Here is a 23,640-nt window from a genome sequence, read left to right as displayed (position 1 = left end):
AAAAGGTAAATTTACAAATTACAATTCAAATTTATACCCTACCCCTTTGATGGTTTTAAAAAGATTCTCACCTATTTTTTCACGTAATTTGCGAATGTGTACATCAATGGTTCGACCGCCCACAATTACTTCGTTGCCCCACACTTTATCCAAAATTTCTTCGCGTTTAAAAACTTTTCCCGGTTTGGAGGCCAAGAGATAAAACAATTCAAATTCTTTTCTGGGCAAAATAATTTCATCTCCTTCACGAATGATTTTGTATTCTTCTCGATTGATTTCGATTCCACCCACTGTGATGTTTTCACTAGAACCGGTGTCGTCTTTTAGGCGACGGAGTAAGGCTTTGACTTTGCTGATTAACAATTTTGGTTTAATGGGCTTAGCAATATAATCATCGGCCCCCGCATCAAAACCTGCTACTTGTGAATAGTCTTCACTGCGCGCCGTCAAGAAGGTAATGATTGTATTGGAAAGCTCAGGGATTTTTCGAATGTTTTCACAGGCTTCCATGCCGTCCATTTCGGGCATCATGACATCCATAATGATAAGGTGTGGACGCTCTTTTTTGGCCGCTACAATCGCATCTTTACCGTTCGTTGCCGTCACAATTTTGTAGCCTTCTTGAGATAGGTTGTACCCCACAATCTCAAGGATATCGGGTTCATCGTCAACCAATAAAATTTTAATGTCTTTTTTCTTCATAACGTAAAGCTACGCAAATTTTGAAGTAAAGATACTATTTAAAGTATGTACTGATTAGTTGTTAAATCGAGTTAACTATAATTTAATTGCTTAACATTATGTTAACTTTAAATCAATATTTATATAACTCGTTCTTAACTTACACTTCACTTTGCAGGCATTCCTTTGCAAAAAATTTACAAATTGTTAAAAATGAGATTATTTAAAATCATCTTTTGTCTTATTGGACTGACAACTTTTGCGCAAAAAGGCACTGTCAATGGAACTATTTTAGACAAAGATGCTAAAAATGCACCGCTACCTTTTGCCAATGTTGTCGTAAAAGGGACAACTAACAGTGTGACCACCGATGAAAAAGGAAAATACCAATTAAAAATTGAACCCGGAGCATACACCTTAGTATTTAGTTTTGTAGGATATGAGACTATCGAAGAGAAAGTAACGATTAAAGCGGGAGAAACCATCACCATTAACAAAACCTTGGGCTCTGGCAGCTACAAATTGGAAGATGTAGTCATCACCACCAGTAGACGAAAAAATACTGAGTCGGCCGTTCTTCTTGAAACTAAGAAAGCTAAACAAGTAATCAGTGCGATTTCGGCCGAACAAATGAGCAAAGGAACCGACGGAAATGCGGCACAAGCTATTCAGCGGGTACCAGGAGTGACCATTAATGACGGGAAATTTGTGATGGTGCGCGGGTTAAGTGAGCGATATAACAATGTATTAATTAATGGAGCGTTGGCACCGAGCACAGAGGTAGATCGAAGAACGTTTTCTTTCGACCTATTGCCCGTTAGCACTTTAGAAAAAATGACCATTGGTAAGTCGGGAGCGGCTTATTTACCCGGCGACTTTTCGGGAGGATTGATAAGTGTGACCACTACGGAGAACTTCTCCGATTTTACACAAGTTTCTTCTAGCTTAGGTTTCCGTGGCAACACAACTTTGGAAGATTATTGGCAAACGGAAGGTTCAGCAACCGATATTTTAGGCATGGATGATGGTTTCCGTCAGTTGCCTAGTGGCTTCCCAACCAACCGTGACGTATTAAACATTAATAGTGAAAGTGTTCGATACGCCAATCAATTGCCCAACAACTTCAACCCTCAACGCGGCACTGCTTTTTTCAATACAGGAATTAGCTTTAGTTTGGGACGAAAAATCAAATTGAAAGATGAAAGCAAGAATTTGAGAACGATTAATATGATTTCGTACTCCAATAGTTTTCAAAACTACAATAAGACGGTAAATACATTCATCAACGATTTTACGGGACAAACCAATACACCGCAACAGCAACGTGACTTTGACGACCGTTACTATTCCAATGAAGTGCGTTTGTCGGTGCTTTCCAACTGGTTTTACCGTTACAATGCAAAAAACAAAATCACCTTCAAAAACCTATTCAATCAAATCGGTGAAAACTTCACGACGTTGCGAAGTGGTTTTGACTTTGACCAAAGACCGGGACAGTTGTTGAATAACTACGAATTTGGTTACTCGGGTCGTCGTATTTTGACCTCACAATTCAATGGCGAACACAAAATCAACGACCGAAATACAGTCAATTGGGTATTAGGTGGAAACTTAATTAAAGACATTTTACCCGATTTACGTCGTTTTAGAACCTTCCGTAACTTAAACAGTACCACAGCGAACTTTACGATGATTGACCCGCCAAGTTCAAACCCTTTTGACACCGGTCGCTTCTATTCAGAGTTAAATGAAACCTCAGTAAACGCTGGAGTGGATTATGATTTTAAAATCGAAAACAAGTCGAACAAATCGGAAGCCTCTACCATCCTTTTAAAAGCTGGTTTCTTTGGAGATTACAAAACGCGTGACTTTAGCGCACGTTATTTCTCGTATTTGATTCCTGGTAACGTAGGTCAAGAACGAAAAGAAGAATTAATCAATTTGCCCTTAACCGAAATTTTCAGTCCTGCCAATGTAACTGCCTCCAACGGTTGGGTATTACGTGAGGGATCGAATTTAAGTGACTCTTACAAAGCCAATAATTTATTAGGAGCAGGATATGTATATGGCGAATTTCCCATTCAAAAATTCTTAATCACAGGAGGTGTACGTGTAGAGCACAACCGATTGGAAGTAGACGGTTTTCAAGGAATTACTCCTTTGTTGGTTCAACAGCCCATTACCTCGGTTTTACCTTCCTTTAACGTAAGTTATACCCTAAATGATAAAAATTTAATGCGTATTGCCTACAGTAGAACTGTAAACCGTCCCGAATTCCGTGAAATTGCGCCCTTCTTATTTTATGACTTCCAAGAAGATACCGAAGTGGATGGAAATAGCAGTTTAACCACTGCCACGATTGACAACTTTGATTTGCGTTATGAGTTTTATCCAACCAAAGGAGAAACGGCTAGTTTGGGTGTTTTCTACAAACGTTTTGACAACCCGATTGAATTCATTCTTCCTGTAGTAAGTCAGCAACGAAGAATGCGCTACAGTAATTCGGATTCGGCGATGCTTTATGGGGCTGAGTTGGAAGTTAGAAAATCCTTCAAAGAAGTTTTCAAAAACGGATTTTTCTCTGATTTATCCATCAACTTAAATGCTTCCTACATTTTCTCGGAAGTTGACTTAGGAAATCGTGCTTTGGCGCAAGATCGTAAAAGAGCATTACAAGGACAATCGCCATATGTCATAAATGCCGCACTGGGTTATGATAACAAAGAAAATGGCTGGAGTGGTAATTTAATTTACAACCGTTTCGGTGATCGAATCTATGCAGTTGGGGGTGAAATTTTCCCAACCATCTATGAAATCGCCCGTAACCAAATGGATTTTACAATTGCCAAAACATTCAAAAAGACGACCTACAAACTGGGCTTATCCAACATTTTGAACGAGAAGTTTCAGTTTTTCCAAGATTCAAACGTAGACAATAAAATCAACAACAGTGACGACCCTGTGTTTGTGCACCGTACAGGCGTACTCTACACTTTTAATGTAACGTATAAATTTTAACAACATAACTTAATTTAACTTTTATGAAAATCAACAAAATTCTATTAAAAGGTCTTTTACTTGCAGCTGTGACTTTGACAAGTTGTGGTGGTGATGACGACAACAACAATAGCGGCGGAGGAGACTCTGTGGTTATTTTGGAGGGAAATCTTGAGTCCCGTACTTTGACCAAAAACACAAAGTATTTGATTAAAGGTCAAACGTTTGTACGCAGCGGAAATGTATTAACCATTGAGCCTGGAACTATTATCAAAGGAGATAAAGCAACCAAAGGAACATTGATCATTGATAAAGGAGGACGCATCGAAGCCGTAGGAACAGCCTCTGAGCCAATCGTAATGACGTCTAACTTACCAGCGGGTTCTAGAGATCGTGGTGACTGGGGTGGATTGATTATTTTAGGAAATGCACCTGTGAACCAAGTAAATCCAGAAATTGAAGGGATTAATCCTGCTGTAACGTATGGTGGAACCAATGCAGCCGACGATTCTGGAGCATTAGTTCACGTTCGTGTAGAATATGCAGGTATTGAATTAACGCCCAACAACGAAACCAACTCCATCACTTTAGGAGCAGTTGGAACAGGAACTCAAATCGAATATTGTCAAGTTTCTTTTGGAGGTGACGACGGTTTTGAGTGGTTTGGTGGAACTGTAAACGGAAAATACTTAATTTCTTTTGCGAACTGGGATGATAGTTTTGACGTGGATTTCGGATATTCAGGTAAAAACCAATTTGGTTTGGAAGTGCGTTACCCAAGTTTTGCAGACCAATCAGGGTCAAACTCTTTTGAGTGTGACAACGGGCCTAACGATAACGCAACTACTTTATTAACTACAGGAGTGTTCTCTAACTTTACCTGTATCGGTCCAAGAGCAACGAATGCACAATCGATTAATGCCAATTTCCAGCATTCTATCGACTTACGTAGAAGAACTGCGGCTACTATTGCCAACTCCGTATTCATCGGATATCCACGTGGATTGCGTATGAACCAACAGTCGGTAGCTGATAATTATATTCCTACTACTCAGAATCCTACACCTCCAGGAAAATTAATCAAAAATATTCTTGTGGCTCCCAACACGACTTACTCCGTAGGTACAGGGATGACCGCTACTGCTGCTAATATCCAAACTTGGTTTGAAGCTACAAATTCAACCATTACTGCGGCTATTGAAGATCAATTTGCAGTATTGGGATTGAATACCAATGTTGCTTTTGGTAGCAATGTAACATCGAATTATGCTGCAAATCCAACCTTTGCTGTGACTACAGGTTTGTTAACATCGGGTGCTGAATTTACCGATGCTACCTTGAACACTTGGTTTACTGCCACAACCTATCGCGGTGCTTTCGGCACAACCGATTGGACAGACGGTTGGGCTGAGTTTTTACCTAACAGCAAAACATACTAAGAGATAAAGTCTATTTTTGTAAAGAGCTTAGCAGTAATGTTAAGCTCTTTCTTATTCCAAACGTTATGAAAAAAATTCTTACTAGCCTGTGCTTAATAGTCTTCTTGGGGAGTTGTTCAAACAATTCCTACACCCTTGACCCAAATGCCCAACTATCCAAAAAGGAACAAGCGGAATTCAAATATGAAATAGTACGCTATTTTGAAAAATTACCTTCTGAAAAAGTGCGTCATGAAGATAAATTTGACACGCTTTACAATAGCTACTACCAACAAAAAGCGAAAGAAGCCAATCTTCTTTTTTATTACAAAGCTCCTGATTCTACTGAATATTTTGCGATTACCAAATTAGCCCCTAGTCTAACAATTAAAAGAGTAGCGACTATAGGCAAGCTAAAAAAAGATAAAGAAGGTACGATTACCTATTACGAAGAGGCCGCACGAACCTGGAAAATGGTCGAACCCGAACTCCACACAAAAACGGAAGTTCTATTTAAGGATTATATTCAAGGGAAAGATTTGTCACCGTATTTAACCAAAAATTCGGGAGAGGATTTTTACATTGAATTTCCCGATGATCAAACTTTTTACAATACACAAACTCGTAAATGGGAGACGAAACCAATACAATAATCTTTTTTAACGAAGTTTGGCATTGAATTTGAAATTAAAATTCTATATTTGTGTTAAGGATAACTACGCATGAGCAAAAATTACTTCTATAGTATACTCTTTTTTCTGGTGTTGGGTTCTGCTTCTGTAGCGGCTCAAGACACCCGAAACACCTTGAAAGAAAGCAATTCTATCGAGGGGCTTAGCTTTTATCCTAACCCAGTAACAGGAGGTAAACTCTATATCACTACACGCGCTAATGAAGAAAAGAACATCACCATTTATGATGTTTTAGGTAAAAAAGTCTTCCAAACCGTTTTATCTTCACGCGAATTAAACTTATCCTCTCTTCAACCCGGTGTGTATTTCATCAAAATTGAAGAAGGTGAGGCTTCTGCGACTAGAAAACTTATTGTCAGATAGTTAAACATTTCTATTTTACTGTTTTTTAACTTAGGCTGTTTTTAGTTTTGAAAATAGTCCCTATCTTTGTAAGCTTAATTTAATAATTTCAATATGAAAAAAATTTACTTCATGCTCTTTATGCTGACAGGAGTAACTATGATGGCGCAAACCATTTATAGTGAAAACATGGGAACTCCATCAGCAACAACCCCTATTGCTACAAACGTATTCCAAAATGCAGCACCCATTGTGTACTCGGGTACCGCTGAAGTACGCGCAACGACTGTTTCTTCAGGTTACACTGGAGCTTCTGGTGGTGGTAATGTATTTTTCACCAATACAGCGGGTAGAGATTTCTTAATTGAAGGAATCAACACCTCCGCTTTTAACACCTCTACGTTACAATTAAGTTTTGGCCAATATAAAAGTACTACAGGTGCTAATAATGAATTAACCGTTGAAGTAAGTACAGACGGCACAACTTTTACACCAGTTACCTATTCACGTCCTACGGGAGCTGGAACGGCAAACTGGGCTTTAGTGACCATTACTACAGGTATCCCTAGTGCTACTAACCTACGTATCCGTTTCATACAAACTTCTACAACAGCGCAATTCCGTTTGGATGATGTACGCGTATTTAGTTTTGACCCTACTTGTACGGTAGTGCCAGGCACGCCCACTACGGCTTGTGATGCAACTACATTTGCAATCGATACGTATACAGCTACGATTCCTTTCTCTGGCGGCGGTGGCGGTGCTTATACGGTTACTTCAACCGTTGGAACCGTAGGAGGAGACAATCCTGGAAGCATTGCTGACGGAAATATTACCGTTACAGGTATTCCAGAAGGAACCGGGGCTATCGTTTCTTTAGTTCGCAGCAATTGTTCGTACACGGTAACGATTACCGCGCCTGATTGCAAACCCGTAAATGGATTACCACTTTATGACAGCATGAATTATAACGTAGGAAGTTCAATTGGAGCCACACAATTTTGGGCAAACGCCAACACAGGAGACGATGTGTTAGCCATTGCTGATAATTTAACGTATGCTGGACTTACCTCCAATGGCAACGCTGCTGGTTTGAACGGTGCTGGTAAAGAATTACACAAAAGATTTACTGCCACTACAGTTACTGAAGGTGCGTTATACACTTCTTTTATAATGAAAGTTACCGATTTTGCTTTAACGACCGATCCTTCTGAAACGGCTTTTGCTATCATCACAGATGGAAGTGCTACAAACTTTAGAGGCCGTATTTTTATTAAAAGAACGGGGACTACCTACCAATTAGGCCTTACTTCAGGAACGTCAACCACCAACTATACAACAGCCACATACAACCTCAACGATGTATTGTTTGTAGTTGTATCGTATGACTTTGTAGGTAATTCATGGAAATTATGGGTTAACCCAACGGTTGCTGGATTTGACGGCACACAAGCTCCTACATTAACCGACACGCCTGCTGCTGCAATTACCACTTTAGGAGGATTCTTATTCCGTCAAGACACAGATGCTTTAACTCCAGTAATTACAGTTGATGAATTACGCGTTTCTGTTACTCCAAACTTATTGAGCGTAAACAACAATGCTATTGAAGGTTTAGCGGTATATCCAAACCCTGTGAAAAACGGTATTTTCTATATCAACACTGCGGCGAACGATAGCAAATCGGTTCGCGTTTTTGACCTTGTTGGAAAAGAAGTAATCCATACCACAACGCAAGATGCAGTTAACGTAAGTGGTTTGAACAAAGGAGTATACTTTGTACAAATTACAGAAAACGGCGCTACGGCTGTGAAGAAATTAATCATCGAATAAGTATTCGACACCCCATAAACCAAGCCCCGGCAGTTGTCGGGGCTTTTTTATTTCGCTACTTTTGTTGCATGGATCCGTACGATATTTTTAGTATTGCCAATGCAAAGCAATTTGAAAAAATGGCGCTGAAAGTTTTTCGGCACCAATACGAGAATACGATCGTATACCGTGAATTTTGTGACTTATTGGGCGTCGATAAAACAGTCGTCAAATCGTTGGAATCCATTCCATTTTTACCGATTCAGTTTTTCAAAAGTCACACCATCATTTCCAATTCCCAGACGCCCGAAATAACCTTTACAAGCAGCGGTACAACTGGAATGCAAACCAGCAAACATGTAGTGACCGACATCCAATTATATGTACAAAGTTTTCGATCGGCCTTTGCCTCTTTTTACGGAAATAATGAAGACTATGCGATACTTGCCTTGCTACCCTCCTATCTAGAGCGCGAAGGATCGTCTTTGATCTATATGGTAAAAGATTTGATTGAAGGTTCGCAAAACGAACATAGTGGCTTTTATCTTCACAATTACGAAGACCTCATCCAAAAAGTGAAATTATTGGATGCCTCAGGACAAAACACACTTTTGATTGGAGTGACCTATGCCTTACTGGACCTTATTGAAAAAGAAACATTCCATTTAAAGAACACCCTCATTATGGAAACGGGGGGCATGAAAGGACGCCGAAAGGAAATGATTCGCGAGGAGCTTCACCAAATGTTATGTGCCGGCTTTGGAGTACCCACAATCCATTCCGAATACGGGATGACCGAACTATTGTCACAAGCCTATTCTTTTGGGCAAGGTGTCTTTGAATGTCCCCCATGGATGCATATACTCATTCGCGACCCTGAAGATCCCTTATGTTATATTGCCGATGGGAAAAACGGAGGAATCAATGTCATCGATTTGGCCAATTACAATTCCTGTTCCTTTATCGCTACGCAAGATTTAGGGAAAAAATATACCAACAATGCTTTTGAAGTGTTGGGCCGTTTTGACCATTCGGATATTCGCGGGTGTAATTTAATGGTAATTTAACATTGTTTCCTTTATATTATCTAATTGTTAAATTACTTCTGCTTCAAACTTATAGAACAAATTAACTCCTTAATTATGTAGTTTTGTAGTATATAAATAAATTATAGTTTGTATTATTAATTCAACATTAATTTAACCTCCAATTTGATGGAGTTGTAAATTACAATTTATGAAAAAACCTATTTTCTTTTTGCTATTCCTTATCATCGCTTCTGCTTGCACCTCAAAAAAAGACATTATTTATTTTAACAACCTAAATACAGAAACTACCGATAAAACACAGCTCATAAAATCTACCATCACAAAAAACGACATTTTAAGTATTGTGATTACTTCTTCATCGGCTGAAATTGTTAAAGCATATAATGTGGAAGTCACTCAAGGCCCTAATGGTTATTTAGTGAGTAGTGAAGGTTTTATTACACTCCCTGTGTTAGGAAAAATTAATGCTAACGGGTTAAGCTGCATGGAATTGGAACAAATTATATCCAATTTACTGATATCAGGAGGGCATTTGTCTAATCCTGTTGTCAATGTTCGAGTAATAAATTCAAAATTTACGGTTTTAGGAGAAGTCAACAAACCAGGTACTTATAACTATCAGGAAGAAAATATTTCCTTGCTACAAGCTTTGGGATATGCAGGTGACTTAACAATTAACGGCGTTAGAAATAACATCTATTTGATTCGCGAAGAAGGTAACGTATTAAACTATACTAAAATTGATTTAACATCAAAAGATTGGTTTTCTAGTCCATATTATTATTTAAAACCAAATGATGTAATTTATGTTTTACCGAATGATGCCAAAGTGAAATCGGGTGGATATGTAAAAAGTTTAGGGAATTTGTTGACCATAACCTCCGTAAGTATTTCAACAATTCTTGCCATAATCTTATTGAGCAAATAAAATGGAAGGAAAAGAAATTCAGTTTAAGTTTAAAGAAGAAGCATTCAAATACCTAATCTTTTGGAAATGGATAGTACTTTCTTGTGCCGCTTTCCTATTAGTTGCTTATCTCTATCTTCGCTATGTAAGTGATATCTATGCTACACAAGCAAAAATTCAAATTTTAGATCAAACAAATAATACGTTTAAGCTTCCGACCAACTCTTTCAATATTTTTGGGGATAATGATAAAGATTTGGAAAATGAAATTGAACTAATAAAATCGACGCGAATTTTAAACAAAGTCATTGATAGCCTTGAATTAAACACTGAAGTATATACAAAAGGAAAAATCAAATCCTTAGAATTATGGGATACCGCTCCTTTTAAGATTATTTGGGGAATTCCAACTCAAGAACTTTACAATAAAAGTTTATTCTTCAACATTACACTCAAAGAAAATGGTTACTTACTCGATGATAAGCCTACGCTTTATCCTTACAACAAAACTAATTTAACACAAGAAATTCCCTTTGTTGTTTTACCAAAAAATGAACGTAAAAAACAAAAGTTGGGTGTGTATCAAATTCGATTAAAACCTAAAAATACGCTATTACAAGAATTATCCAATAATTTAACCATCACAAAACAAGGAACACAGAGTAATATCCTCAAACTGGTATTAAAGGGAGGGAATACCGCCAAAATAAATGCTGTTTTGGGGGCTCTTATTTCAATTTTTGACAATGATGGTGTTAAAGATAGACAACTCGTTTTTGAAAAAACGATTGAATTTGTGGATGATCGTTTTCAATATCTTTTTACCGAACTGGACTCTATTGAAAAACAAAAAGCCGCTTACAAAAAATCTCAGAAAATATCATTTATTGAAGCCGACGCTGGGGTAATTATGCAAAAAAGCTACGACTCAGAAAATAATATTGAAAAAATAGACACCCAACTCGTTTTAGCTGATATTATGCTAAACACCATTAATAAGAGTAAAGAGTTAGATTTAATCCCCGTCAACATTGGCATTACAAATGATGAAATAAATGGTTTAAGTAACAAACTCAATGAAGTTATTCTGACTCGCAACAAGTATATGAGTGATGGAGGCGGAAAAACAAATCCAATTGTTGCTTCACTCACGCAACAAGTAAATGCAGTTAAAGGGAATCTTAAATCTACCATAATTGGTTATAAAAATACGTTAGCATACCAAAAGAGAGAGTTGTCAAAAATACAGGGGTTGAGTGCCAAAAATTACAATCGTATTCCTGATAATGAAAAATCATTGCGCTCGATTGAAAGACAACAAAATATCAAAGAAACGTTATACATTTTATTGCTCCAAAAAAGGGAAGAGGCTGCCGTTAATCTTGCGATTACAAATCCTACCATTAAACTCATTGAATATCCTAACTTTACCAGTAGCCCTATATATCCTGACAGGACATTAATTTATGGAATTGCCTTTGTAATTGGCTTATTAATCCCCCTCATATTAATTTATATGTATTTTGTTTCAAATGATAAAATTCAAACAAAATCTGATTTGGAGCAACATCTTAAATTGCCTGTTATTTCTGAAATTCCTTTTGTTGATGCGAATGAAAATAAATTGATTCGCGTATTAGACCGCTCCATACTCTCTGAATCGTTTCGTATTCTTCGAACGAATCTATCCTTTTTACTATCCTCGCAAAAGAAACGAAATCAAGTTGTATTTGTAACCTCATCTATCAAAGGAGAGGGAAAAACATTTGTTTCCATAAACCTTGCAATTACGTTATCGTCAACCAATAAAAAAGTGGTGTTATTAGGGGCTGATCTCAGAAATCCTCAACTCCACAGTATGTTAAACTACGAAAGAAAAGGATTAAAAGGAATTTCAAATTTTATTTTTGATGATAAACTAACCGTTGAAGATGTACTGGTCCGTGGAAAAGAAATGCTATCAAAACACGAGTTTGATGTTATTTTTTCGGGCACAATACCCCCTAATCCAGCGGAGTTATTGGCCAATGATCGTTTTAGTGCCTTGTTAGATATTTTAAAGGAAACCTATGACTATATCGTCATTGACACAGCACCTACCCTTTTAGTGACGGATACAACAGTTATTTCAGGATTAGCTGACGCTATACTTTTTGTCACTCGTGCTAATTTTACAGAAAAGAAATTGTTTAAACATATTCTTGATTTTCAAAAAATCAATCCTAAAATTAGTTTTGGACTCATTATCAACAATGTGGGGCAAAATAAAATTTATGCAAGTAATTACAGTTATGGATACAATTACGGCTATGGATATGGTTATGAAAAAAACTATTCCCGCAAATTAACATTGAAATACCGTATTGCCCGTTGGCTTCGTAAAAAATAATATCTGCCAAAAAAAAGGACTCTTTTATGCCTATTGACTTCAATTTGATCAATGAAAATTTGATATATGGCGCTATTTGATCCTTAACAATCTTTTTTATGATTATTCTTGCTTCATTTGACTTTGGGGTGTTGTGCTAAAATAAAAGTGCCAATAAAAAATAAATAGCATAGCCGGTAGAAACATATTACGCATTCGCAACATTATCCCCAAGTTCCCAAGCGTTTGCGAAAAAGCTATAGTCCCAATAATCAAAAAGTACACCATGAAACGAATTACAAAAGGAGCCGATTTAAAGCTTTTGAAGTAGGCAAACTTAAAGCCAATCACAAATAATAATAATAATAAAAGATTTTCAAGTGCGGCTAAAAGCGTAGGTATACTATTGATATCAAAGGGCAATGGACGAAACAAAAACGTAAAAACTTTAAAAACAAAAGGATAACTACTAATATCAACTGCAGTAGAATTATTTACACTACCTAACTTTGATGCTTTCGTTTCAGCGAAACTATTGAAACTATCAATGGTAGCCTCCTCTAAACGAGCAAACTCCATTACATTGGGGAGTAAATACAACAAAAGTCCCACCATTATCCCCGAAAGAAAAACTTTTTTATACAAAGCCGTACTTTGTGCAAATAAAATACTCATTGCCAAAGCCACAAGAATAAATAAAGTGATATGGGGTCTAACTAAATAGGAAAGAAACAAAGCAAAAAGGAAAAAAATCCACTTTCGCTTCAAGTCTGTTAAAGCAAGTGATCCAATTCCTATGGCGAAAAACAGTAGCGTATCTTTGCCTACAGCGCAACTCCAGAAATGAAGATTAGGTAAGAAAAATAGTAGTGGAAATAGTGAATACGAATTGATTCTGGGGTTTTGAGGAATCAAAACGATACTCAATCTGTAGAAATAACTAACTCCTAAAAACCCAATAAAAGTGTAAATCATAGTTCCCGTAAAATAACTTAATCCTAATAAATTGGCGGGAATGTAATTCAGTGCATAAATAAATAAAGTTCCTTTTTGCTCGGTTAGACAATAAACAAAGGTTTCAAAACTTAAAATTGAGGATTGATTCCAAAAGCCTATAGAGTCGCCAAAAACAAAAAAATAGTAATACAAACCAAAAAGTAAATGATAGAAATAGAGGTAGACTAAATTGATAAAATTAGTCTTACTTAAATTTTTTTGTACTTTATAGAAGTAAATATAACTTGCTACAGCAAGTAGTATCAAAAAAAGTATATCCATTTATAGCCACTTTTTAATCATGCTTGTGGCTTTATTCTCAAAAATTTGAAAATATACCCAAGCCATCAAATGTACGACGAATAGGATTAGCAACAACACTAAAAAAACTAAAGTCATAGAATTAATCTCAGGGAAAAAACGGATAATAAAAATCTGTATTGGATTATGAATCAAATAAATAGAATAAGAAATCGTGCCAGAAAATAGAAATATTCGATACGGTGACCTCTTACTATTAATGTATTTTAAAATCAACATGGCACTCATAAGGGCAACGAGAAAATTGGTTAAAAACCGAATCGGATACCAATGATTCCAAAGAAAATAAACAACCAAAGAAAAAAACAATACAAGCAAAACAAGATAAATTTCTTTAGCAATCGATTTCCCTTGAAGATAGAACTTGGCCGCGCCATAACCGACAAGAAATTCAATAGTATAGGGTGAAAAAAGAAAACTAAAGAAAGTATTCTTGGTACTTTCATAAAAAGCAACATACACAATGCCAATTCCAATGACCCAGATAGCACAAAGAATTTTCCAATACTTCTCGCCAATATACATTATACTAAATAAAAGGTAAAAAAGCATTTCATGACTTAATGTCCATGCCACTGACAAGGATGGCTTTCCAGCAGGAAATAAAGTCAAAGATGTCCACAAACTTAGATCCCTTGAACCGTTAGAAAATTGTGGATAATAGGTATAAAAGAAGTATAGTGCTAAACTAATCGGTAAAAAAGGAATATAAACACGAATAAATCGAGCAGTTATAAACCGATGCCAAGGCATTGGATTTTGTTTTTTTTGCGAATAGGCATAGGTTAAGATAAACCCTGATAAAACGAAAAAAAAGTCGACACCATACTTACCTAAATGACATAAAAAAAGTAAAAAATTAGAACGAATAGGATGATAATACAACATGGCGTTTAAAGCGTGATGAACAACAACCATTGAAGCTGCTATTCCTCTAAAGCTTTGTAAAACATGAAGTTTATCATTGGTCATGAGTTACTGAAATTTAACGCAATGTATAGGGACATTTTTGTGCAATGTAACAATTTCAAAAAGCGTTCTAAAGTTGATTTCTTTTGAATAGTGTTGCTCTACTATTGATCGCCCTTTGGCTCCAAGTTCAGTTCTTAACTTTTGATTGAGGATTAAAACTTCCAAGTAGTTTAACCAATCCGTTTCTGTTTCGGCCAAAAATCCATTCATCCCTTCATATACTACTTCGTTATTTTTACCCACAGGTGAAGCAATAACAGGTAATCCTGCACCCATATATTGAATTAATTTATAGGCACATTTTCCTTTTTCCCAAGGAGTTTCAAATAATGGCATCACGCCAATATCCATTCGATTTAACTGAGTCACTTCTGACGCTTCAGACCAATCATAGCAATAAATGGACTGCATATCACTAGGCATATCATCCCATTTTGACCCTACAATATGCCACTCAAGATGATCATATTTCCGATTGAGTTTTACAATGACATTTTCCAGTGATTTAAAATATTTAAACGTTGTAGGGCTTCCCATCCAACCAATAACAACTTTAGATTTTTCATCCTTGAAACTCGGCATTGTATAGCGATCTAGGTCAATTACAGTAGGCAATGTTATCACATTTTTTGCACCACTTTGGAGCGCATATTGTTTAAGATAGTCATTTCCCACCATGACCAAACTGCTATTTCTCATTACCGCTGCTATTTTATCTTTAAGTAAAAATCGTACTAATTTACTGGGATGCAAATCGTAATTATGAAAAATAGCATCGTCATAATCGACAACATAATGAATACCCAAAAAACGGATTAGCCTTTCAAAAACCGGAGGTAAATAGGGAAACAATTCTTTTTCAATAACTACTTTATCGTACTGAAAAAGTTTGAATAACAACAAAAAACGTCGGATGTAATAGAACAACAATTTAGGAACGGCAACTCGCTTTTTAAAATATAGCGAATTTAAATACGCATCATCAAAAAAAGGGGCATAGCTTGCTTCTATATTGCAATCAGAAAACAAATCTTCAAACTGATAACTACGCAATCTACTACTCGCTCCTAAGCGCGAATATTTGGTTAAATAAATTATGTTCATACCAGTTTATCTAAGGTTTTTATATACTGTTTTGCACTTTTTTCTATTGAAAAATTTTTCTCGGCAAAATCTCTAATCTTATTCTTATCAAATGTTTCCGATTTCTCTACAAAATCAGCAACCAAAATCATCGACTTCCGTGAAAAATGATTGAATATATAGCACCCTGGAGCATCTTTCAGTAGGTCTTCCGTATCGCCAATACCTTTGGAGGTGATCGTAGGCAATCCCATCAACAAATACTCCGCTAACTTTATCGGAAAAACTCCGCGCATGCTATACCGTGGAATACGCAAGGAAAAGGCGATATCTGCTGCCGAAAGATAGGCGGGCACATCTTGGTAATTTATTTGTTTTGCAATTATTATTCTTTTTAATTCCTGTGGAATTCGTTCTTGAATAAAATTTACATTAGGGGTTAACACCAAAAAATATCCAGACTTTGTTTTATCATAATATTGGCGAAAAATTTCAATCATTTCCTCCACACAATATTGGGGTCCAAGCGAGCCACAATAGACAAAAACTTTATCTTTTGATGAAACACCTAACTCTTCCCGAATCTTTTTTCTTGCCTCTTTATTGGGTTTAAAAAAATTAACATCCCTACCATTAATTACTCTTGAAAACTTCTCCAACGATTTTCCGCCTATGGTCTCTGCATGAATATTAATCGATTTTTTTGAACGCGTGATCACCAAATCGGAATGGCTTAAAATTTTATCCTCTTGTTTCTTTAAAAAACGATAATGGCGGCTATTCATATTTAATCCCCCAAAATCGATACGTTCTTCTAATGGCAATCCATCGGCATCAAAAACCAATTTAAATCCTCTAATTCGGAGTTTATTTACCAAAAAAGCAGGCATTACACTTCGAGGCATTACAATATCGATAGCGTTATTAATGATATAGGATTCGACAAATTTTCTCCCTTTAAATAATGAATAAACGCTACCAATTAAGTTCGTAGGTTTTTTATAAACGGGTAAATGTTGGTAGGAAATCTGATACGTTGAAGCTGTCTCCTTAATCTTGCTTATTTTATACGGATCGCTCCATGAAAATTGAATAACGTGAAATTGATAATCGCTTTTGGATTGAATAGCATGAAATATAGGTAAAAACAAGCCTTCCATGTAATTGGTCTCTGCACCATCCCAACTTATAAATAATATTTTTTTCATTCTAATTATTGTAATTTACTCGAGAAACTAGGAACAACTGTGAACTTTGATTTGAGTTTTAAAAACCTTTTTTCTAAAAATTGATACGAAATAAAAGATACTGCGATTAATACTGTAATTGTAGTCCCATAAATCAAAGCATAGCGAAGGTAGATTGACCCAAAATCAAAATCTTTAAGACCCAAAGCGACGAGATAAATCACCAAAGGGTTGTAAACATATAAGCCAAAGGAAATTTTACCTAAAAAATCCAACCAGGGCTGTTCCAAATTTATCAATGGACGCGGGTTGACCACTTGATTAAAAATTATTCCAAGTGTTATTATGGCTACAATTTCATGATCAATGATCGAAGCGATATGAAATTGATTCAACGACAAAAACAATAAAAACAACCAGCAACTCAAGTCTACTATGGGTTTTGTAAAAAATGTAAGGATCGATTGATATTGATACTTTACCCAATAGGCCCCTAACGCCCCAATGACTAAACACCCAAATCGAGTGTAATGGAAAAAGGTAAGCCATCCTTCGGGTGCTTGTGTTACTTTTAAAATAAGCTTAAACACAATAAAAATAAGGGGGAAAACACAGGCAAAAATCAAAATACTTTTAAGCTTTTTAACAAGCAGTGGCCAAAAGAGATAAAACTGTTCTTCAACACCTAACGACCAATAATGGCCAATCATATAGGTCAAATTATGACTCCCCGGCACCGTATTTATCGTTTCTTTAAATGAGTTTCTAAAGTTTGGAACCATAAAAACAAAAAAGAGAATAGCCCATTGTAATGTATTTGGGTCATTTAATAAGATAACAAGTATCAAATAAAAAAAGTAAAGTGGCCAAATGCGTAAAACTCTTCTCCAGTAAAATTTTTTAAGGGCTATCGTACCGGTTTTCTCTTTTTCCTCTAATAATAAATAGGTGATTAAAAATCCGCTTAAAGTAAAAAAAATGGTAACCCCAAAATTGGCGATATCCAATAAGGGTAAATTGGGCACTCCAAAATAATGCAGTCGATTATTGATGTGACTAAACACGACAGCTAAAGCTGCAATTGTTCGTATTCCATTTAATCCTGAAAAATAAATTGCCTTACTCATGGATTAAACAATAAAATTGTAATGTTTTCCTTTTACTAAAACGGCAAAAGTAGGATCGATGTATATTGGCTTTACTTGACAATCTTGGGATAGCTTCGCTACTAATTTTTTCTCCCCTTCACGATTGGCATTATCAATAAAGACGGTCGCCTCAGGAGCAATAGCATTTGCAATAAATTGAGCATTCCCTAACCGACTGTTTACTTTGTGTTTTTCCCATGCGGCAGGACCATCAACAAGGATGATGTCAAAATGTGTTGACGGATCTAGTTGCGATTTAAGTATTTCAAAATCATATATATACGCCTGAGAAAGTGATGAAGAAGGATGTGTGGGAAGATGAAAAAGAGTAACAAATTGCGTCAGTCCTTCTATATCGATGATGTGTTGAATGTACTCAATCCAACCTTTATCTTCCTCAAGGGAATAAACATGCGCTTCTAATCCGTTTTTTTTAATTAATCGGGCTATAAGTATGGTGGATAAACCAGCGCCAAATTCCAGATAATTTTTTCTTTGATTTACCACTAAATCGTTGCAAATACATGCTAATGCGCGAAACTTTAGGCTAGATGTAGTAAAAGGTAGAAAGTTTTCTCCTTGATGCACCAATTCATGTAACAGAAAAGAAGGTACTTCCTCATTTCTGAAATTAAATAATTTACCTAGTACTTTATAAAAGAGAAAATTCATTTTTTTCTCAAAAATAAAATGAAAATAGTAGGTAAATTCTCGGTATTAAAATAATAATAATTTATTAACTCAAAGTTTCCATTAAGCTTAAATACAATCGCTCAACAGACTGACTATAAGCAGTTTCGGTATAATTCGACATCGCTTTTTGAAACCCATTTTCACCCATTTCTTTCCTTGTGAAAACATTGGCTTGTAAGGTAATGATTTGGCTTGCTATCGTTTCTAGGGAATAATTTTTAATTAGTATTCCGGTATGATTATCATCAACTAAATACGGAATTCCGCCAACATTAGTGGCAACAACAGGTAATTTATGAAGCATTGCTTCTGCTAAAACTAACCCAAATGACTCAGTAGACGACAACAACAGAAATAAATCCATAATCTCATAATAGGGCTGAACATCATTTTGATAATCAGTAAAAATCACCTCATTGAATAGACTTAATTCTTCAACTAAAGCTTCATATCTTTTTTTCTCTCGACCACCGCCAACCAACAACAACTTTACAGAGACACCTTGAGCTTTCAAAAGAGCAGTTACACGAATACAATCAGAGAATCGTTTTACCGAATCATCGTGCATTCGACCTACACTTCCAATAACAAAATCTTCTGAAGTTAGAGATAACTGATTCCTTAAATGCAATTTTTGCTCATTCGATAAAAAAGTAGGCATTGCTACACCATTGTTAATTAATACACATTTACGTTGAGGCAGCTGAAGCTGCTGCGTAAGATACCCTTGCGTGGCAGGAGATACGGCTACGATACGATGGGAGAGAAAGGCAAATAATTGCATCAATAAATTGGCCTTTTTACTTCGATTTGTAGGCGCAGAAGTCTCCTCAATAATTCGATACGGCACCCTACAAATAAATCCATTAAGGGCCGCTAGCGTTACCCCTTCAAAAACGGCTCCATGTATTATATCGGGTTGAAACTGCCGAATGATACGTTGCACTTTTCTGTGAATTTTAAAATCCAATGGTGACTTTAGGACTCCGACTTCAATGACCTCCACACCATATTTCAAAAACTCCTCTTTAAATGTACCGTAGGCTTGTGTGCATACCACAAGCTGTTTATACTTTTGAGGGTCCAAATTTTTACACAGCAATAAGCGTCTTCGTTCAACACCCCCAGAACCAATGGTCTCAACAATATGAAGGATTCGAATCATTGCCAACGGGTATAAAGATTTTGTAACTGAGTCACGTATTCCTCAACTGAAAAACGATTCAAAACGGACGTTCTCCCGCGCTCACCCATAGACTCCTGAATATCAACAGGCAAATCGAAGAAAAAGTTGATTTTATGAATTAACTCCGTTTTATCTGTTGGATCAAACAACCAACCATTTTCATTATCTTCAATAAACTCAGGAATTCCACCCACTCGTGTGCACAAACACGGAATACCTTGCTGCATGGCTTCAAGTACGGCAATACCAAACCCCTCCGACAAGGATGGAAGAACAAATAAATTAGCTTGGGCTAAATAATGTTCAGGATTGGAAACAAAGCCCGTAATTGTAACGCGATTTTGAATTTTTAACGAATCTATTAATTGTTCTAAAATATGACGTTCTCTTCCCTCCCCAACTAAAATTAAATGTAGGGTAGGGTCTTTCAATTGGGGTAAAACTTCTAGTAAAAGCTTTTGATTTTTAACTTTTTCCAAACGACCAACACTTACAATTGTTTTTTTCGAATTTGATGATTTAATCCGAGGTTTTTCATCGACTGGATTATATAAAACGGTCCCTTTGGAATAAGGAATTTCTTGAATTTGAACCAAATACTCATGAACGGCTTTTGACACACAAATTACTGTTTTTGTAAATCGGTAAATAAAACGCATCAGCCATTGCGTCTTTCGAGAATGCTTGGGAATACCAATTTCTTCTGCAATAATTACGGGAACGCCTGCTAACTTTGCAGCAAGTACTCCATAAAAATTGGCTTCAACAGCTGCTGTATGAACTACATCTGGTTTTTCTTTTTTAATCCATTTGTAAACTTCCCATAAGGTCTTCCAACGAATCAAATGAATATTTAAATTTAAAATTTTTACAGAATATCCTCTACGGATTAGCTCTTGCGAAGTGTAACCTCCGGTACCAATAGCCGCAAAAATAAATTCGTGCTGCAACCATTCTTTATGCAGCGTAAAGGACAAATACTTTCGTTCTTGCCCCCCAAAATCTAAAAGTGTTGTCAATCTAATTATCTTCATTTCTGACCCTTTTGATTTGCATTTGAATTTGCAAAAGTACTGTTTCAATAAACTTGGGTTCTAATTGATACAGCACCCACAAATAGATAAACAATCCAAAACTAACTTTTAATATAAAAGCGTGAAGAAGCGTTACATTTAAGATAAGTGCTATCAAATAAACCCCTACAGCCATAGCAAAGGTTGCGGCAATAACCGACTTCAACGTGGTAAATATTCTTGAAATTTTCAAGTTCAACAAACTTATAGCCGTGGTGTACACCGGATAAAAAAGTAAAATATTGGCCAGTAGATAACTCCAAGCAACGCCCTTGATTCCATACTGAACTCCTACAAAAAAGCTTACTAAAAGAACAAAGTTGACCAATAACGATATTCGAAAAGCAATTTTGGTTTTTCCCAAAGAATAATAAATCACACCATTTAAGGTAACAATAGACTGTAAAGCACCTACTATCGATAAAATAGATAAAACAGGAATCATTGACAACCATTTTTCGCCCAAAAATAAAAGGACAAATTCTTTTGAAACCAAAGACAATCCAAAAAGCATAGGGAAGGTAAGTACAGCTATATATTTGATTAATTTTAAATAATTATCGGCTAGTATGCTTAGGTCATCTTGTCGTTGGGAAAAAGCGGGAAAAAAAACTTTAGAAACTACCGATGACAAATTCTTTACAGGCAATAACATTAAGGAATAGGCGCGGCTATATATACCTAGTTGCGTTGTGCCAAGACATTTACCAATGATAAAATTATCAAAATTTCTTGACCAATAATTCAATACATTATCCCCAAAAGCTGGCAGTCCAAAGTGCCAAATTGAACGAATAACAGCCATTTCAAAACGCAAGGTTGGATACCATTTTGAATCCACCCACACCATAAATACTTGCACAATACTGTTTACTAAATACATGGCTACAATGGCCCACACACCATAATCATTCAATGCCATAACAATAGCAGTAACATACCCTAAAAATAAAGATCCCCAATTGATGATCACCTTCTTTTTAAAATTTAATGACTTAATTAATACATTAAATTGTACAATGGAGGTTGCATTAAGAATAATGGTGAGACTACTCACCTTGATTACTGAGGAAAGTATGGGTTGATTAAAAAAAAGAGCTGCAAAATCGGACAAAAAATACAATAGCAAATAAATAAAACTTGCCATAATACAATTTAGCCAAAAAACAGAAGCATATTGCTGGGAAGTCAATTGTTGATTTTGAACAATTGCGGCCCCAAAACCCATATCTACAAATAACTGAGCAAAATTTGTAAACATCAACACGACACCTACTATGCCAAAAGATTCAGGACCTAATAAACGCGCAATAAATAAACCAAAAAATAAATTGGCGAATTGAACCACGATTTGATCCGAAAAAGTCCAAAATAAACTTTTTTTAACTTTCTGTTTTAGGCTCATAATTCTTGATAAGCTTCATGCCAGTTAACAATAATTTTATCATTGCTAAAATGGGTATTTATTGGTGATTGATTATCATGTTGGTTTTTGGTCATGGAGTTTATCAAGTCAGGATTCCTGAAAAGATTGGGGATATCATCAAGGGTTTCTACTTCAAGATACTGTAGGCCCGCTTTTTTAAATGTTTTATAATTCAACCATGATCCTGTAATAACTGTTGTCTCTGCATAAAGCATTTCAAGTACACTTCCGCTTAACGCATCTGAAATGGGTACATGTATAAAAATATCGGTTGCTAAACGAGATAGGGCTAATTCTTTTTTTGAATAATAAAATTCGTTTATGAAGTAACTTCCTTTCAAGCAATCTAAATGTTGAATTAATTCCTGCTTAAATGCCACAAGTTCATTCGGAGGACAACCGTAATTCAAATTGATGACAAAGTGATATTCTTCATATTGCGCAAATGCTGCTAGACATTGAAGTGTTTTAATCTGTTGATTGGCAGGGTTTCCATTATGCCCAATCAATACATTTTTTTTGGTAGAATGAAAGCCAAAATTTTCTTTAAACCGTTTTATTTCATTTTCATCATTTCTGTATTGGTCAATGTGTTCATAGGTAATTCGGTCAAGAGGAAACAAACATATTCTAATTTTTGGCTCCAAATCTCTACCAAATTTGGCCAAAATAATTTCTTTCATCTCAGGCGTCTGACAAGTAATTAGATAAGCTCTATGCATAGCTCGATAAACAACAAAATGATTAAAGGAATCGGCGGTGCGTAATAAATCAGAACCCCAAAAAGAACAGATAACTTTTGCTTCCTTGGACAATAAAAAAAGCGACCTTAGGTAGCTGTATTGCATAAAATGAAAATGTAAAACATCAAACGTTTTGAAATCTTTATTAGCGATCAAAAAAGCATACTCTTTAAAAAATGAGACTGCAAAATGGAAGGCTTTAAAGGGTTTTTTTTCTACCAACAAGATGTAATGAAAAAAAATGTATAGATATCGATTAAAAAAAATGGAACCGCTTGCTAATACATAATGAAAAAAATACGGTTTTAAACGCACCTGTTGATTATTATACATCCAAGATTCGTCCTTTTTTTCTTCGTTTAAATCTTTAATTAGAGGAGCCGCAACAGTATAATCAGGATACTTTAGTTTTAAGACAGCGTAGAGATAGGATAAAAAATTATTTTGTCCTAATCCTAATGCCAATATCTTTTTACTCATTCTTTTTTCTTTGTATAAAAGTAAGACTTTTATTGATTAAAACCTCTCTATAAATAAGAAAGGTCA

19 protein-coding genes are annotated in these 23,640 nt (G+C 35.8%); 8 read left to right on the top strand and 11 right to left on the bottom strand.

Annotation, left to right across the window (positions count from 1 at the left end; genetic code table 11):
• Positions 1-18 precede the first annotated feature (18 nt).
• On the bottom strand, positions 19-702 hold the full coding sequence (locus tag Q0037_RS04160) for a response regulator transcription factor (protein ID WP_297515879.1): 684 nt from the start codon (positions 700-702) through the stop codon (positions 19-21).
• Positions 703-894: 192 nt separating this feature from the next.
• Here Q0037_RS04160 and Q0037_RS04155 point away from each other — a divergent pair, with 192 nt between their 5' ends.
• From Q0037_RS04155 to Q0037_RS04120, 8 genes are all read left to right on the top strand, one after another.
• Positions 895-3,699 carry a TonB-dependent receptor gene (locus Q0037_RS04155; RefSeq protein WP_297515876.1) on the top strand — a complete coding sequence of 935 codons (2,805 nt, stop codon included), beginning with the start codon at positions 895-897 and terminating at the stop codon, positions 3,697-3,699.
• Positions 3,700-3,722: 23 nt separating this feature from the next.
• Positions 3,723-5,117, top strand: a complete 1,395-nt coding sequence (locus Q0037_RS04150; protein WP_297515872.1) for a hypothetical protein — start codon at positions 3,723-3,725, stop codon at positions 5,115-5,117.
• Positions 5,118-5,182: 65 nt separating this feature from the next.
• Positions 5,183-5,749 carry a hypothetical protein gene (locus Q0037_RS04145; RefSeq protein ID WP_297515870.1) on the top strand — a complete coding sequence of 189 codons (567 nt, stop codon included), beginning with the start codon at positions 5,183-5,185 and terminating at the stop codon, positions 5,747-5,749.
• Between the two features lie 69 nt (positions 5,750-5,818).
• On the top strand, positions 5,819-6,151 hold the full coding sequence (locus Q0037_RS04140) for a T9SS type A sorting domain-containing protein (RefSeq protein WP_297515869.1): 333 nt from the start codon (positions 5,819-5,821) through the stop codon (positions 6,149-6,151).
• A gap of 93 nt (positions 6,152-6,244) precedes the next feature.
• On the top strand, positions 6,245-7,963 hold the full coding sequence (locus tag Q0037_RS04135; protein WP_297515867.1) for a T9SS type A sorting domain-containing protein: 1,719 nt from the start codon (positions 6,245-6,247) through the stop codon (positions 7,961-7,963).
• Positions 7,964-8,031: 68 nt separating this feature from the next.
• Positions 8,032-9,009 carry an acyl transferase gene (locus Q0037_RS04130; RefSeq protein ID WP_297515864.1) on the top strand — a complete coding sequence of 326 codons (978 nt, stop codon included), beginning with the start codon at positions 8,032-8,034 and terminating at the stop codon, positions 9,007-9,009.
• Positions 9,010-9,178: 169 nt separating this feature from the next.
• The gene (locus Q0037_RS04125; RefSeq protein ID WP_297515861.1) at positions 9,179-9,919 is read left to right on the top strand and encodes a polysaccharide biosynthesis/export family protein; all 741 of its coding nucleotides are present in this window, start codon (positions 9,179-9,181) and stop codon (positions 9,917-9,919) included.
• A gap of 1 nt (position 9,920) precedes the next feature.
• Entirely contained in the window at positions 9,921-12,287 is a 2,367-nt protein-coding gene (locus Q0037_RS04120) for a polysaccharide biosynthesis tyrosine autokinase (protein ID WP_297515858.1), read from the top strand.
• A 102-nt stretch (positions 12,288-12,389) separates the two neighbouring features.
• Here Q0037_RS04120 and Q0037_RS04115 read toward each other — a convergent pair whose 3' ends face one another.
• The 10 genes from Q0037_RS04115 to Q0037_RS04070 all read right to left on the bottom strand — a co-directional run bounded on the left by Q0037_RS04115 (position 12,390) and on the right by Q0037_RS04070 (position 23,574).
• On the bottom strand, positions 12,390-13,544 hold the full coding sequence (locus Q0037_RS04115) for a hypothetical protein (protein WP_297515855.1): 1,155 nt from the start codon (positions 13,542-13,544) through the stop codon (positions 12,390-12,392).
• Entirely contained in the window at positions 13,545-14,555 is a 1,011-nt protein-coding gene (locus Q0037_RS04110; RefSeq protein ID WP_297515852.1) for an acyltransferase, read from the bottom strand.
• 3 nt (positions 14,556-14,558) lie between these two features.
• Entirely contained in the window at positions 14,559-15,659 is a 1,101-nt protein-coding gene (locus tag Q0037_RS04105; protein WP_297515849.1) for a glycosyltransferase family 4 protein, read from the bottom strand.
• Entirely contained in the window at positions 15,656-16,846 is a 1,191-nt protein-coding gene (locus tag Q0037_RS04100) for a glycosyltransferase family 4 protein (protein ID WP_297515847.1), read from the bottom strand. Before Q0037_RS04100 ends, Q0037_RS04105 begins: the two co-directional genes overlap by 4 nt.
• A 5-nt stretch (positions 16,847-16,851) precedes the next feature.
• Entirely contained in the window at positions 16,852-17,952 is a 1,101-nt protein-coding gene (locus Q0037_RS04095; RefSeq protein ID WP_297515844.1) for an acyltransferase, read from the bottom strand.
• 3 nt (positions 17,953-17,955) lie between these two features.
• Entirely contained in the window at positions 17,956-18,645 is a 690-nt protein-coding gene (locus Q0037_RS04090) for a class I SAM-dependent methyltransferase (protein ID WP_297515841.1), read from the bottom strand.
• Between the two features lie 64 nt (positions 18,646-18,709).
• Positions 18,710-19,831, bottom strand: a complete 1,122-nt coding sequence (locus tag Q0037_RS04085; protein ID WP_297515838.1) for a glycosyltransferase — start codon at positions 19,829-19,831, stop codon at positions 18,710-18,712.
• The gene (locus tag Q0037_RS04080; RefSeq protein ID WP_297515835.1) at positions 19,828-20,886 is read right to left on the bottom strand and encodes a glycosyltransferase; all 1,059 of its coding nucleotides are present in this window, start codon (positions 20,884-20,886) and stop codon (positions 19,828-19,830) included. The genes Q0037_RS04085 and Q0037_RS04080 overlap by 4 nt, the downstream gene beginning before the upstream one ends.
• Entirely contained in the window at positions 20,873-22,330 is a 1,458-nt protein-coding gene (locus tag Q0037_RS04075) for an MOP flippase family protein (protein WP_297515833.1), read from the bottom strand. Before Q0037_RS04075 ends, Q0037_RS04080 begins: the two co-directional genes overlap by 14 nt.
• Entirely contained in the window at positions 22,327-23,574 is a 1,248-nt protein-coding gene (locus Q0037_RS04070; RefSeq protein WP_297515830.1) for a glycosyltransferase, read from the bottom strand. The genes Q0037_RS04075 and Q0037_RS04070 overlap by 4 nt, the downstream gene beginning before the upstream one ends.
• Positions 23,575-23,640 lie beyond the last annotated feature (66 nt).

The sequence above is a fragment of the Flavobacterium sp. genome, from assembly GCF_027482425.1.
In the GTDB taxonomy this organism is placed as follows: domain Bacteria; phylum Bacteroidota; class Bacteroidia; order Flavobacteriales; family Flavobacteriaceae; genus Flavobacterium.
This window is presented reverse-complemented; position numbering and strand designations above follow the sequence as displayed.

Coding starts and splice junctions, on each gene's coding strand:
- Q0037_RS04160 (WP_297515879.1), bottom strand. CDS start 702: ATGAAGAAAAAAGACATTAAAATTTTATTGGTTGACGATGAACCCGAT.
- Q0037_RS04155 (WP_297515876.1), top strand. CDS start 895: ATGAGATTATTTAAAATCATCTTTTGTCTTATTGGACTGACAACTTTT.
- Q0037_RS04150 (WP_297515872.1), top strand. CDS start 3,723: ATGAAAATCAACAAAATTCTATTAAAAGGTCTTTTACTTGCAGCTGTG.
- Q0037_RS04145 (WP_297515870.1), top strand. CDS start 5,183: ATGAAAAAAATTCTTACTAGCCTGTGCTTAATAGTCTTCTTGGGGAGT.
- Q0037_RS04140 (WP_297515869.1), top strand. CDS start 5,819: ATGAGCAAAAATTACTTCTATAGTATACTCTTTTTTCTGGTGTTGGGT.
- Q0037_RS04135 (WP_297515867.1), top strand. CDS start 6,245: ATGAAAAAAATTTACTTCATGCTCTTTATGCTGACAGGAGTAACTATG.
- Q0037_RS04130 (WP_297515864.1), top strand. CDS start 8,032: ATGGATCCGTACGATATTTTTAGTATTGCCAATGCAAAGCAATTTGAA.
- Q0037_RS04125 (WP_297515861.1), top strand. CDS start 9,179: ATGAAAAAACCTATTTTCTTTTTGCTATTCCTTATCATCGCTTCTGCT.
- Q0037_RS04120 (WP_297515858.1), top strand. CDS start 9,921: ATGGAAGGAAAAGAAATTCAGTTTAAGTTTAAAGAAGAAGCATTCAAA.
- Q0037_RS04115 (WP_297515855.1), bottom strand. CDS start 13,544: ATGGATATACTTTTTTTGATACTACTTGCTGTAGCAAGTTATATTTAC.
- Q0037_RS04110 (WP_297515852.1), bottom strand. CDS start 14,555: ATGACCAATGATAAACTTCATGTTTTACAAAGCTTTAGAGGAATAGCA.
- Q0037_RS04105 (WP_297515849.1), bottom strand. CDS start 15,659: ATGAACATAATTTATTTAACCAAATATTCGCGCTTAGGAGCGAGTAGT.
- Q0037_RS04100 (WP_297515847.1), bottom strand. CDS start 16,846: ATGAAAAAAATATTATTTATAAGTTGGGATGGTGCAGAGACCAATTAC.
- Q0037_RS04095 (WP_297515844.1), bottom strand. CDS start 17,952: ATGAGTAAGGCAATTTATTTTTCAGGATTAAATGGAATACGAACAATT.
- Q0037_RS04090 (WP_297515841.1), bottom strand. CDS start 18,645: ATGAATTTTCTCTTTTATAAAGTACTAGGTAAATTATTTAATTTCAGA.
- Q0037_RS04085 (WP_297515838.1), bottom strand. CDS start 19,831: ATGATTCGAATCCTTCATATTGTTGAGACCATTGGTTCTGGGGGTGTT.
- Q0037_RS04080 (WP_297515835.1), bottom strand. CDS start 20,886: ATGAAGATAATTAGATTGACAACACTTTTAGATTTTGGGGGGCAAGAA.
- Q0037_RS04075 (WP_297515833.1), bottom strand. CDS start 22,330: ATGAGCCTAAAACAGAAAGTTAAAAAAAGTTTATTTTGGACTTTTTCG.
- Q0037_RS04070 (WP_297515830.1), bottom strand. CDS start 23,574: ATGAGTAAAAAGATATTGGCATTAGGATTAGGACAAAATAATTTTTTA.